This is a genomic window from Citrobacter sp. Ce119 (assembly GCF_030334525.1).
GTDB lineage: Bacteria > Pseudomonadota > Gammaproteobacteria > Enterobacterales > Enterobacteriaceae > Citrobacter > Citrobacter europaeus.
Window position 1 is genome coordinate 799,057 of sequence record NZ_JAOWDR010000060.1, and the last position, 12,208, is coordinate 811,264.

Genomic DNA, 12,208 nt, shown 5'->3' on the forward strand with positions numbered 1-12,208 from the left:
TGTGACCCGGTAAGGATGCCCAATGTCAAAGCGAGGATTGCGGGGCCTCCTAATAATGTGCAGGGGTAACGGCAATGAAGACACGTAAAATCGGACTGGTTAACTATTTTGCCTACGGTTCGGGAGATTTTTTAGGCGCAGGCACCACGGCGTTAACTGCGGCGTGGTTACTCTACTTCTACACCACGTTCTGTGGTCTGACGCCTATCGAAGCGACCTTTATTTTTGCCACAGCCAGGGTGCTGGATGCCGTCGTTAGCCCATTAATGGGTTTTTTGACCGATAACTTTGGCTCAATCTGGCTTGGCAAACGCTTTGGGCGGCGTAAGTTTTTTATTCTGTTGGGGATCCCCTGTGTCTTTAGCTACTCGCTGATGTGGGTCGGCGACATGGGATTCTGGTATTACCTGCTCACCTATCTGATTTTTGACGTGGTCTACACCATGATTCTGGTGCCTTACGAAACGCTGGTACCCGAAATGACCGATGACTTTAAACAGAAAACCAAATTCTCCGGCGCGCGTATTTCGATGGCGCAAATGTCAGCCATTCTGGCCTCATTCTTACCCGGCGTTCTGCTGACGCTATTTGGCAAAGATAACCCGGTGTCTTTCTTCTATGCCAGTCTGGTGTTCTCTGTGCTGTGCGCGCTGATGCTGACGTTCGTCTGGTTTTTTACCTGGGAGCGACCGCGAGAAGAGTGGACTGAAGCCGCCCTGCGAGCCGAAGAAGAGAAGAAAAGCCTGACCTTTGGCCAGAGTATGAACCGCTTGTTTGTTGAACTGAGTTCAACTCTACGCATCCGTATATTTCGCCAGCATTTAGGAATGTATCTTGGCGGCTATATTGCTCAGGACGTCTTTAACGCCGTCTTTACTTACTATGTGGTGTTTGTGCTGATGCAGGAAGCATCAATGGCATCTAACCTGCTGGGTACGATGGCTATCTTCCAGTTCATTGCTGTTATCGCCATGATCCCATTGTGCATTCGTTTCGGACCTGCGCCGTCTTATCGCATGGTGGTCGTCCTGTTTGGCCTCAGTTCACTCTCCTATGCGGGGCTGTATTACGCCGGACTCAGCGATGTTTATTCTCTGCTACTGCTGGTATCTGCCGTGGCGGGTCTGGGGCGTGGGGGGATCAATTACGTTCCCTGGAATACCTACACCTATATCGCGGACGTTGACGAAGTGATTACCGGTCAGCGTCGGGAAGGGATCTTCGCCGGGATTATGACGTTAACGCGCAAAGCGTCGCAGGCGGGCGCGGTGATGCTGGTGGGGATTGTCATGCAGTTGTCCGGTTTTGTCTCCGGCCAGAGCGCACAGCCCGCGGCGGTTAGCCATACCATCCTGTTAATTCTGAGCTGCGGAACGTTAATTGTTCTGGCGCTGGGTTTCCTGGTTTCCCTGCGCTTCAAACTGAACCTGCACACGCACAGCACCCTGCGTGAAGAGACCGCAAAAATGCGTGAGTCCGGGCGGCCTGTGCTGGAAGGACTTTCCGCTGAGGGACGCGCCACCGTAGAGATGCTGTCCGGCATGCCATATGAATCACTTTGGGGTAACAACAATATTGGTTACCTGAATCGTAATAAACCAGCGGCACCCAAACTGGAAAAAGGCGCCGCATTGAATTCGACATTGACAGAGGTTAAGTAAATGATTGTTTACCCGGTTAAACACAGCCCATTGTTGCGCCAACCAGAACATTTTATTGCCAGGGATGAATTAAAAGCGTTGATCAAAAAGGTGACGCATAACCTGGTCAATATTCATGACGAAACCGGTGAGTTCTTACTGCGTCTGGACGACGGACGCGTGATTGATACCAAAGGCTGGGCAGGATGGGAGTGGACGCACGGCGTCGGATTGTATGGTATGTATCAGTATTATCAGCAAACCGGCGATGAAACGATGCGCGATATCATCGACAGTTGGTTTGCCGATCGTTTTGCCGAAGGCGCAACCACCAAAAACGTTAACACCATGGCGCCGTTTTTAACGCTGGCGTATCGCTATGAAGAGACGCGTAATCCAGCGTACCTTCCGTGGCTCGACAGTTGGGCAGAGTGGGCAATGCATGAGATGCCGCGTACAGACTATGGCGGTATGCAGCACATTACGCTGGCGGAAGAGAATCATCAGCAGATGTGGGATGACACATTGATGATGACGGTTTTACCGCTGGCGAAAATTGGCAAGTTGCTTAATCGTCCCGACTATATTGAAGAAGCAACCTATCAGTTCCTGCTGCACGTGCAAAACCTGATGGATAAAGAAACGGGGCTGTGGTTCCACGGCTGGAGCTATGAAGGACAACATAACTTCGCCAACGCTCGCTGGGCGCGCGGCAACAGCTGGTTAACTATCGTCATTCCGGATTTCCTCGAATTGCTTGATTTGCCACAGAATAATGCAGTGCATCGCTATCTGGTACAGGTTCTGAATGCGCAAATCGCCGCGCTGGCGAAGTGCCAGGATGAAAGCGGATTGTGGCATACCTTGCTGGACGACCCACAGTCGTATCTGGAAGCGTCGGCAACCGCCGGCTTCGCCTATGGGATCCTCAAAGCGGTTCGTAAACGCTATGTTGGGCAAAACTATGCGTCGGTAGCCGAAAAAGCCATCAGAGGTATTGTGCAACATATTTCAGCCGAAGGTGAACTGCTGCACACCTCGTTTGGAACCGGAATGGGTCACAATCTCGATTTTTACCGCAACATCCCACGGACCTCCATGCCTTACGGACAAGCGATGGCGATGCTGTGCCTTACCGAATACTTGCGTAAGTATTTTTGATATCGGCGTCCGATGGCGCAGCTGCTATCGGACCTGATTGTTCCGGTATCTCTGTTTGCGCGGCGTTGTCCTGCGGCGCAAACAGATGATCCATGATTTGACGCATAACCGGCGCGGCGGTGACGCCATCGCTGCCGCCGTTTTCGAGAATTAACGCTACGGCGACTTTCGGATTTTTATACGGCGCAAATGCGGTATAGAACACATGGTCGCGCAGGCGCACGGGGATCATTTTCGCATCGTAGGTTTGATTTTCTTTCAGGCTAAAGACCTGGGATGTGCCACTTTTCGCCGCAATGCCGTAAGGTGCGGTGTGAAAGAACTTATAGCCCGTGCCGTTTGGTTCATTCGCCATGCCGAACATCGCCTGACGCACCAGTCCCCAATAAGGTGACGAGGCAGACGCGATTTGCGACGGTGCTTCGGAAGCCTGATACGGCGTAATAGTTTTTCCGCTCTCTTCATCAAGTAGCAGGTGAGGAGCGATAACTTTGCCATTGTTAATCAGCGCGACCATGGCTTTTACCATCTGAATAGGCGTGGCAATCCAGTAGCCCTGACCGATGCCAACCGAAATGGTATCTCCCTGATACCAGGATTTTTTATGCACTTTCTGCTTCCATTCGCGACTTGGGAGCAGGCCGTTATACTCCTCATCAAGATCGATACCAGTCGGTTTGCCATAGCCAAACTGGCTGAGCATGCTGTTAATCCGGTCGATCCCCATCATAAACGCCACCTGATAAAAGAACGTGTCCGCAGACTCTTCAATCGCTTTGGTGACATCCAGCATACCGTGGCCCGTTTTTTTCCAGTCGCGGTAATGTCGTTCTGTGCCGGGAAGCGTCCAGGTGGGAGCGCCGAAGAAACTGGTCTGCGGCGTGATCACGCCGTCCAGTAAAGCTGACATCGCCATGTACGGTTTGACCGTGGAGGCGGGAGGATACAGCCCCTGGGTGACGCGGTTGATCAATGGCAGGTCTTTATCCTGCAGCAGTTTGTTATAGTCCTGATAGCTGATGCCTTTGACAAACGGGTTCGGGTCATAGCTGGGATTAGAGACCATTGCCAGCACGGAGCCGTCGTGCGGATCCTCAACCAAAACAGCAGCCCGCTGGCCCGCTAACAGGCTCTCAATGTATTGCTGCAAATGTAGGTCCAGCGTCAGATGGATATCTTTTCCGGCAACGGGTGGCACATCCTTGATCAGGCGCACGATGCGTCCGTGGTTATCCACTTCCACCTCCTGATAACCGGTTTTCCCATGCAGCTCATTTTCGTAATAATGCTCGATCCCCTGCTTACCGATGTTGTGATCGGCGGCATAATTCTCTGCCAGGCCTTTCTTATCCAGCGCTTTAAGGTCGCTATCGTTGATTTTTGAAACATAGCCAAGGACATGCGCCAGCGCGGCGCCATAAGGGTACTGGCGGTCTTCATAGCTGTTGATAGTGACGCCGCTGAAATGAAACTGGTTAACCGAGAAACGGGCGATTTCCACATCGGTCAGCGCATTTTTCAGCACGACAGGGCGATAGCGACTGCTGGCTTTCAGCTCATGGCGAAACTGGTCAATGTCATCAGGAGTGAGGTCAACGATGGGCGTGAGCTGCCTGATCAGCGCGTTCATATCGCTGATTTTGTACGGCGTAACGGAAATATCGTACCAGGTCACGTTGCGCACCAGCGGAATGCCGTTGCGATCGTAAATCATGCCACGCGTTGGGGCGACGGGCAGCATTTTGATGTCGTTTGCATTCGACCGGGTGGTGTAATACTGGTGCTGACAAATTTGTAAGTTGTAGAGATTGTAAATCAGGATGCCAAAACAGATGACTACAAGGCCGAAGGCCACCAATACACGCCGTTGGAAGAGTTTTTCTTCCGCCTCAAAATCTCTGAATGTCATTGACCCGTACCCGATTAATTTGCCGCCTAATGATACGGAGGCTTAAACGGGATGACAGGCAAAAAATGTTCCATATCTCTACGGAAATGTGTCATTCCTTGTGGGTTGTAACAAATTACAGTGCACGTAGCCGTTTATCGTAGGCTGGATAGCGGTCACGGGAAATAAAAAAGCCCGCGACATAGCGCGGGCTTTCACCGTACTGGAGATGATTACATACGTTCTACGGTTTCGATACCCAGCGTATCCAGACCCAGCTTCAGGGTTTTCGCCGTCAGCTGTGCCAGTTTCAGTCGGCTGTTACGAATCTCTTCGTTTTCGGCACTGAGGATAGGGCAGTGCTCGTAGAAGCCGGAGAACAGACCGGCAACGTCGTACAGGTAAGCACACATCACGTGCGGCGTACCTTCACGTGCAACGACGGTCAGCGTTTCTTCAAACTGCAGCAGACGCGCAGCCAGTTGGGCTTCGCGATCTTCGCTGATAATCACCTGCGCATTTGCCAGCGCGCTTTCGTCGATATCTGCTTTACGGAACACGGACAGTACGCGGGTATAGGCGTACTGCATATAGGGTGCGGTGTTACCTTCGAACGCCAGCATGTTGTCCCAGTCGAAGATGTAGTCGGTAGTACGGTTTTTGGACAGGTCCGCATATTTCACCGCGCCGATACCGACCGCATTTGCCAGTTTTTCCAGCTCGTCGGCAGGCATGTCCGGATTCTTCTCAGCGACCAGACGACGTGCGCGCTCCAGCGCTTCATCCAGCAGATCGGCCAGTTTCACCGTGCCGCCCGCGCGGGTTTTGAACGGCTTGCCGTCTTTGCCCAGCATCATACCGAACATGTGGTGTTCCAGCGGTACGGAGTCCGGCACATAACCGGCCTTACGCACGATGGTCCAGGCCTGCATTAAGTGCTGATGCTGACGGGAGTCGATGTAATAAAGTACGCGATCGGCATGCAGCGTTTCATAACGATACTTGGCGCAGGCGATGTCGGTTGTGGTGTAGAGATAGCCGCCATCTTTCTTCTGAATGATTACGCCCATCGGTTCGCCTTCCTTGTTCTTATACTCATCAAGGAATACGACGGTAGCGCCTTCGCTTTCAACAGCCAGGCCTTTAGCTTTGAGATCGGCCACGATGCCAGGCAGCATTGGGTTGTACAGGCTTTCGCCCATTACATCGTCACGGGTCAGGGTAACGTTGAGGCGATCGTAGGTTAACTGGTTTTGCGACATGGTAATGTCGACCAGTTTGCGCCACATCTCACGGAAGTATTCATCGCCGCCTTGCAGCTTCACGACATAACTACGAGCGCGTTCTGCGAAGGCTTCATCTTCATCGTAGTGTTTTTTCGCATCACGATAGAAACCTTCCAGGTCAGCCAGCGCCATCTCTCCGGCATTCTCCTGCTGCTGTTTTTCCAGCCACGCGATAAGCATACCGAACTGAGTACCCCAGTCGCCGACGTGGTTGGCGCGGATAACCTTGTGGCCGAGGAACTCCAGCGTACGCACCGCAGCATCACCGATGATGGTGGAACGCAGGTGACCAACGTGCATCTCTTTCGCTACGTTAGGTGCGGAATAATCAACAACAACGGTTTGTTTCGCCGGTTGAGTGACGCCCAGACGATCGGAGGCCAGCGCCTGCTGAACGTGCTGCGCCAGAAATGCCGGATCGAGGAAAATATTGATAAAGCCCGGGCCGGCAATTTCAACTTTGCTGGCGATCCCGTTGAGATCCAGATGAGTCAGCACCTGCTCAGCCAGTTGTCGCGGCGCCATACCCAGTTTTTTAGCGACAGCCATCATGCCATTAGCCTGATAGTCGCCGAACTGTACTTTTGCTGACTGACGAACCTGTGGTTCGCAATCTGCAGGCGCGCCTGCAGCAATCATGGCCTGACTGACTTTTTCTGAGAGAAGAGCCTGAATATTCACCGGAATACCTTACATTTATGAAGCGGGGAAAAATTCACCGCACCAGTTTAAGAATTAAGGGCGGGAGTATACTGCAAATGCCCGTTGCCGTCAGCACTGCGAGTCGCGTGCGCAGTCTAAAATTCAGTCAATGCAATGACGTTTTAGTCTTCATGTTACGTTCGAAGAAAACAGCGGTTGGATGGCGCAGCGCAACAGAGTAAATTAGCAGCTTTGAACATAGATATGAGCTTTTAATATGGCGAACTGGCAGACCGTTGCAGAACTACAGGATATTTCTGCAGATTTACCGCATTTCACGCAGGCATTAACGGAACTTTCCACCCGTCTTGGGCTGGATATTTCAGGGCTGGAAGCCGACCACATTTCCTTGCGTTGCCACCAAAATACCACCGCAGAGCGCTGGCGTCGTGGCTTTGAACAGTGCGGTGAATTGCTGTCAGAAAACATGATTAACGGCAGACCTATTTGTCTTTTTAAACTGTATGAGCCGGTTTGTGTGCAACATTGGCAATTTTCAATCGTTGAACTGCCGTGGCCGGGCGAAAAACGCTATCCGCATGAAGGCTGGGAACATATTGAAATTGTTCTGCCGGGTGAGGCACAAACGCTGAACGCCAGAGCGCTGGCGCTGCTTTCTGATCACGGTTTGAGCCAGCCGGGTATATTTGTAAAAACCAGTTCGCCAAAAGGCGAGCGCGAACGTTTACCGAATCCGACGCTGGCGGTCAGCGATGGCAGCGTGACGATAAAATTTCATCCGTGGTCGATTGAAACCATAGTGGCAAGCGAACGTCAGGAGTGAGCATGGCTTTACTGGAAATCTGCTGTTACAGCATGGAGTGCGCGCGTACGGCGCAGCAAAACGGCGCGGATCGCATTGAGCTTTGCGCAGCACCTAAAGAAGGCGGCTTAACGCCGTCTCTGGGCGTCCTGCGTTCTGTTCGCCAGCATGTTTCGATTCCCGTCAATCCCATTATACGACCGCGTGGAGGCGACTTTTGCTATACCGACGGTGAATTCGCTGCAATGCTGGATGATATCGCGATGGTCCGGGAACTGGGGTTCTCAGGGCTGGTAACTGGCATTTTAAATGCGGATGGCGATGTCGATATGCCGCGCATGGAGAAAATAATGATCGCCGCCGGTTCACTGCAAGTCACTTTTCATCGTGCCTTTGATATGTGTGCTAACCCACTCAATGCGCTAAAAAAATTAGCTGATTTGGGCATCGCCAGAGTGCTGACTTCCGGGCAAAAATCAGATGCGGCGCAAGGTTTAACAAAAATAATGGAACTTATTGCGCAGGCGGATGCTCCAATCATTATGGCCGGAGCGGGGGTTCGCGCCTCGAATTTGTCCCTGTTCCTTAATGCTGGAGTGCAGGAAGTCCACAGTTCTGCCGGAGTATGGCTGGCTTCACCAATGCGTTATCGCAATTCGGGGTTGTCGATGTCTTCGGATACGCAGGCGGATGAATATTCACGCTATGCGGTAGACGGGGCGGCGGTTGCGGAAATGAAAGCAATCATTGCACACCATCAGGCCAGCTGATTTTTACCGTTGCATCATGTCGCCCAATATGATGCTTGCTCGTACCAGGCCCCTGCCAATTCAACAGGGGCCTTTTTTTATCCTTCATATTTCAAGCCGCAGCAGCGTTGGCCGCCTTGCTGCAACTTGAACTATTTTGGAGAAACGGTGCTATACGTAACGGTCATCCGGCAATCCATCACGGCTTACGCGCAATCAATACCGCGCGTAATGGGGCGGGGTAGCCTTCCACCGTTTTGCTGTGGTCGTTCGGGTCGAGGAAGTCGGCCAGCGACTCGGTTATCATCCATTCGGTGCGGCGCTGTTCTTCGGTAGTGGTGACGCAGACATCGGCGATACGCACATCAACAAAACCGCATTTTTCCAGCCAGTTTTTTAGCGCCAGCGCAGACGGAATAAAGTAGACATTACGCATCTGCGCGTAGCGGTCGCCCGGAACCAGTACGGTATTTTCATCACCTTCGACGACCAGCGTTTCCAGCACCAGTTCACCATCTTTAACCAGTTGATCCTTCAACTGCCACAGGTGTTCCAGCGGTGAACGTCGGTGATAAAGCACTCCCATGGAGAATACGGTATCAAAGGCGTTGAGCGCTGGAAGCTGTTCAATGCCCAGCGGCAGCAGATGAGCGCGCTGGTCATTGCCCAGCAGTTTACGCACCGCCTCAAACTGGCATAGAAACAGTTGCGTAGGATCGATACCAACCGCCAGATGCGCCCCCGCGCCAATCATGCGCCACATGTGATAACCACTGCCGCAGCCGACGTCAAGAATGGTACGGCCGGTGAGGTCAGACAAGTGCGGCAGAACGCGATCCCACTTCCAGTCCGATCGCCACTCGGTGTCAATATTGACGCCGTACAGCGAGTACGGTCCTTTACGCCATGGCATCAGGTTACGCATCAGAGTGTCAATACGTTTGAGTTGACCTTCGCTGAGCGGCTCTTTGCTTTCTGCTGTAACGCTATGAAGTAAGTCCAGGCGATGCGGCGTTAGCTCGGGCAGAAACTCGACGGCGTTTGACCACTGCTTAAACAAGCCGTGCTGATCGCGCTGCCAGGTAGCGATTTGCGCCGGAAGCGTTTCCAGCCAATGGGAGAGATGGTTTTTGGCAATCAGCTGATAAAAGTTACCAAAGTCGATCATGCGCTTACCCCAGCTTTCAGCGCCACCAGAGAACCAAAGTTGAAGCACTGGAACCACAATTCGCTGTGCTCGAAACCAGCCTGATGCAGTCGCGCTTTGTGCGTTTCGACCGAGTCGGTCAGCATCACGTTCTCCAGCATGCTGCGCTTCTGGCTGATTTCCAGTTCGCTATAGCCATTTGCCCGTTTGAAGTCGTGGTGCATGTTGAACAGCAGCTCGCCAACGTTAGCGTCTTCGAAACTGAATTTTTCAGAAAGAACCAGCGCGCCGCCGGGATTCAGCCCCTGATAAATCTTATCCAACAACGCCTGGCGCTCAGGTGGCTCAAGGAATTGCAGGGTAAAATTCAGCACCACCATCGAGGCGTTTTCGATAGTAATGTTGCGGATATCGCCTTCGACAACCTCAACCGGGGTCGGTGCCTTATAGGCGTCAATATGACGACGGCAGCGCTCAACCATCGCCGGAGAGTTATCGACAGCAATAATTTTGCAATTCTCGTGATGAATATTGCGACGCACCGAGAGCGTCGCCGCGCCCAGAGAGCAGCCCAGATCGTAGACCTGCGTGTTGGGTTGTACGAAACGTTCGGCCAGCATACCAATCATAGAAATGATATTGGAATAACCAGGAACGGAACGCTGGATCATATCCGGGAAGACTTCAGCTACCCGTTCATCAAAGGTCCAGTCACCCAGACTGGCGATAGGCGCAGAAAAAAGCGTGTCGCGGTGAGACATAACGTAAAAATCCGGGAAAAATAAAGTGGCGTATTGTGCGCTAATGCAGGGAGAAAACCAACTCCCAGGGCATATACCAAAGATTCGCCAGCACCATTAGCAACAGCGAACACCAGGTTGCGCTCATGCCTGAACGGCGCCAGCGGAAGAGTCGGTGGTGAAATCCGTAATAATGCATCAGTCGTCCGGCAATCAACATCAGCCCGCAAATATGCACCATCCACGTCTCTGCGCCGTTCATTTCCATAAATAACAGCAGCACTAACGCGACGGGAATATACTCCACCGCATTACCGTGAATGCGGATAGCGCTTTGCAGTTCGCTAAAACCTCCGTCGCCATAGGCAACGCGGTATTGCATGCGCAGGCGAACGACGTCAAAGGAGAACTTTATTAACAATAACGCACCCAATACGGCATAAAGCGCGCTTACCATACAAACTCCCTTTAAAATGGCAGATGGCACTGTCTATGATAGGTGGCAATTTCAGAAAAGAGAAGATTGCTGTGGAATAGACGGTGCTGATCCGATCTCTGGCAGGACGTTACGTAAATCTGCCCATAGCGTGTCTACAAGCTCCGGGGCCTGTGCGATGTCCGGCGTATGCAAAAAAAGATACGGCGTCGTGGTGTGTTGCCATCGCGACAGCTTGGTCAGCCAGACGGCAAAAAGCTCGCTATTTTGTGCCATATCATCGCTGCCGATAAAGCGTACCATCGGATGGTTTGCCGTCACTACTGCATGTACCGGCACCTTTGGCTTCTTGCGCTGGGCGTCACGTATCGCTTCAGTATGCGGGATTGCGGCATGCACCGGGCGGCTGTCCAGAATTACCCGGTTTACGCCACGCTCGTGTAAGCCCCGATTAAATAGCAGCTCGGCTTCGCCCTTGGCAAAGAAGTCTGGATGGCGAACTTCCACACCGTAGGTAAAGGCTTTGGGGAGCGCATCGAGAAACTGCCACAGGGCAGGCAGGTCACGCGGACCAAAAGTCGCGGGTAATTGCAGCCAGTATTGTCCAATGCGCGATTCCAGCGGCGACATGCGCGTGAAAAACTCCTGTACCAGGTCATCGCAATTACGCAGCGCGGCCTGATGCGAAATGGTGGCCGGAAACTTAAAGCAAAATCGAAATGCATCGGTGGTCTGTGCATGCCAGCGGGCAACAATGTCCGCTTTTGGCAGCGCGTACAGCGTGGTGTTGCCCTCCACACAATTAAAGTGGCGGGCATACTCTTCAAGGTTTGAGATCCCCAGACGCACCCATTTAGGATGCGACCACTGGGGTAAACCGATATAAATCATAGCGCTTGCAGGATCTCGTCCACGCTGCGTACGCGTGCGATACGCGGGAAAATATGCGTCATGCTGCCCCGGTGCTGATCGGCGCTGGCGGCGCTACAGGCGTCTTCTGCAACAATCAGATTAAAACCCAACTCCCACGCATTTCGCGCCGTCGACTCTACGCCAATGTTTGTGGAGATGCCGCACAAGACGATAGTATCAATGCCCCGACGACGCAGCTGTAGTTCCAGATCGGTACCGTAAAACGCGCCCCACTGGCGTTTGGTGACTTCGAGATCGCTGGCGCATTTTCCCAGAGCCGTCGGGTAATCCCACCAGTTTTCGGGCAACGCTTTTGCCGGAGTCTGAGCATCTACCGGTTGTTTCAGCGCTTCGGCGTAATCGTCAGACCAGCCGACGCGCACCATTACTACCGGGGAACCGTGGGCACGGAATTTTTCCGCCAACTGCGCGGCGCGGGTAACCACATCGTGTGCCGTATGAGGCCCGCCAGCGAAAGACAGGATCCCTTCCTGTAAGTCAATCACGACAAGGGCGGTTGTTTTTGCGTTCAGTTCCAGCATGGTCACTCCAGTAAAAAATAGATTTCCGTTACACCTTAATCGCGAATCAGTGTGAAAGGGGCGACAATTTTTGTTATTTTTTGTGAGATTACGCAATGCCCGTCCAGGAAACAGGCGTACAGTCAGTACCGGACTGAGAGTCTATCCCAGTAGGCTCTTATCGTGCGGCAGAATTTCCAGTATAATAGCCGCCTTTTTTCATTCAGTTGTGACATTCAGCTAAAGCTGCGACTTCGTCACCT

The 12,208-nt window shown here is 52.5% G+C and carries 11 protein-coding genes; 4 read left to right on the forward strand and 7 right to left on the reverse strand.

The window, feature by feature from the left end; translation table 11 throughout:
• The first annotated feature begins 74 nt into the window (after window positions 1-74).
• Together OGV80_RS24010 and bglB are read left to right on the forward strand one after the other, a co-directional pair.
• Window positions 75-1,661 (forward strand): MFS transporter, encoded by a 1,587-nt coding sequence (locus OGV80_RS24010; protein ID WP_286515831.1) that lies wholly within the window; start codon window positions 75-77, stop codon window positions 1,659-1,661.
• Window positions 1,662-2,801, forward strand: a complete 1,140-nt coding sequence (gene bglB / locus OGV80_RS24015) for a beta-galactosidase BglB (protein ID WP_080625007.1) — start codon at window positions 1,662-1,664, stop codon at window positions 2,799-2,801.
• On the opposite strand, the gene mrdA2 is transcribed toward bglB, so the two are convergent.
• Both mrdA2 and argS read right to left on the reverse strand, forming a co-directional pair.
• Window positions 2,773-4,710, reverse strand: coding sequence for a peptidoglycan DD-transpeptidase MrdA2 (gene mrdA2 / locus OGV80_RS24020; RefSeq protein WP_087052606.1), 1,938 nt, complete (start codon window positions 4,708-4,710; stop codon window positions 2,773-2,775). The two genes, bglB and mrdA2, sit on opposite strands and share 29 nt — an antisense overlap.
• Before the next feature lie 212 nt (window positions 4,711-4,922).
• Complete coding sequence (gene argS / locus OGV80_RS24025; RefSeq protein WP_043016736.1) at window positions 4,923-6,656, reverse strand: arginine--tRNA ligase; 1,734 nt, start codon at window positions 6,654-6,656, stop codon at window positions 4,923-4,925.
• 238 nt (window positions 6,657-6,894) lie between these two features.
• Between argS and OGV80_RS24030 the strand changes: the two genes are divergently transcribed.
• The gene (locus OGV80_RS24030) at window positions 6,895-7,461 is read left to right on the forward strand and encodes a VOC family protein (protein WP_043016735.1); all 567 of its coding nucleotides are present in this window, start codon (window positions 6,895-6,897) and stop codon (window positions 7,459-7,461) included.
• A 2-nt stretch (window positions 7,462-7,463) separates the two neighbouring features.
• On the forward strand, window positions 7,464-8,210 hold the full coding sequence (gene cutC / locus OGV80_RS24035; RefSeq protein WP_043016734.1) for a copper homeostasis protein CutC: 747 nt from the start codon (window positions 7,464-7,466) through the stop codon (window positions 8,208-8,210).
• Between the two features lie 178 nt (window positions 8,211-8,388).
• Here the strand turns inward: cutC and cmoB are convergent, their stop codons facing one another.
• The 5 genes from cmoB to OGV80_RS24060 are packed head-to-tail and all read right to left on the reverse strand — an operon-like array spanning window position 8,389 to window position 11,966.
• A complete protein-coding gene (gene cmoB, locus OGV80_RS24040; RefSeq protein ID WP_043016733.1) occupies window positions 8,389-9,357 on the reverse strand; it encodes a tRNA 5-methoxyuridine(34)/uridine 5-oxyacetic acid(34) synthase CmoB in 969 nt (322 codons plus the stop codon).
• Entirely contained in the window at window positions 9,354-10,097 is a 744-nt protein-coding gene (gene cmoA, locus OGV80_RS24045; RefSeq protein ID WP_043016732.1) for a carboxy-S-adenosyl-L-methionine synthase CmoA, read from the reverse strand. The genes cmoB and cmoA overlap by 4 nt, the downstream gene beginning before the upstream one ends.
• Window positions 10,098-10,137: 40 nt before the next feature.
• The gene (locus OGV80_RS24050; RefSeq protein ID WP_003833847.1) at window positions 10,138-10,533 is read right to left on the reverse strand and encodes an MAPEG family protein; all 396 of its coding nucleotides are present in this window, start codon (window positions 10,531-10,533) and stop codon (window positions 10,138-10,140) included.
• Between the two features lie 51 nt (window positions 10,534-10,584).
• Window positions 10,585-11,403 (reverse strand): DUF72 domain-containing protein, encoded by an 819-nt coding sequence (locus tag OGV80_RS24055; protein ID WP_075146014.1) that lies wholly within the window; start codon window positions 11,401-11,403, stop codon window positions 10,585-10,587.
• Window positions 11,400-11,966: a hydrolase gene (locus tag OGV80_RS24060; RefSeq protein WP_043016730.1), complete on the reverse strand. Its 567-nt coding sequence runs from the start codon at window positions 11,964-11,966 to the stop codon at window positions 11,400-11,402. The genes OGV80_RS24055 and OGV80_RS24060 overlap by 4 nt, the downstream gene beginning before the upstream one ends.
• Between the last annotated feature and the right edge of the window lie 242 nt (window positions 11,967-12,208).

Bases quoted from the DNA above. Each gene is read 5' to 3' on its own strand.
- bglB (WP_080625007.1), top strand. From the start codon at position 1,662: ATGATTGTTTACCCGGTTAAACACAGCCCATTGTTGCGCCAACCAGAA.
- OGV80_RS24010 (WP_286515831.1), top strand. From the start codon at position 75: ATGAAGACACGTAAAATCGGACTGGTTAACTATTTTGCCTACGGTTCG.
- cmoA (WP_043016732.1), bottom strand. From the start codon at position 10,097: ATGTCTCACCGCGACACGCTTTTTTCTGCGCCTATCGCCAGTCTGGGT.
- OGV80_RS24030 (WP_043016735.1), top strand. From the start codon at position 6,895: ATGGCGAACTGGCAGACCGTTGCAGAACTACAGGATATTTCTGCAGAT.
- cutC (WP_043016734.1), top strand. From the start codon at position 7,464: ATGGCTTTACTGGAAATCTGCTGTTACAGCATGGAGTGCGCGCGTACG.
- mrdA2 (WP_087052606.1), bottom strand. From the start codon at position 4,710: ATGACATTCAGAGATTTTGAGGCGGAAGAAAAACTCTTCCAACGGCGT.
- cmoB (WP_043016733.1), bottom strand. From the start codon at position 9,357: ATGATCGACTTTGGTAACTTTTATCAGCTGATTGCCAAAAACCATCTC.
- OGV80_RS24050 (WP_003833847.1), bottom strand. From the start codon at position 10,533: ATGGTAAGCGCGCTTTATGCCGTATTGGGTGCGTTATTGTTAATAAAG.
- OGV80_RS24055 (WP_075146014.1), bottom strand. From the start codon at position 11,403: ATGATTTATATCGGTTTACCCCAGTGGTCGCATCCTAAATGGGTGCGT.
- OGV80_RS24060 (WP_043016730.1), bottom strand. From the start codon at position 11,966: ATGCTGGAACTGAACGCAAAAACAACCGCCCTTGTCGTGATTGACTTA.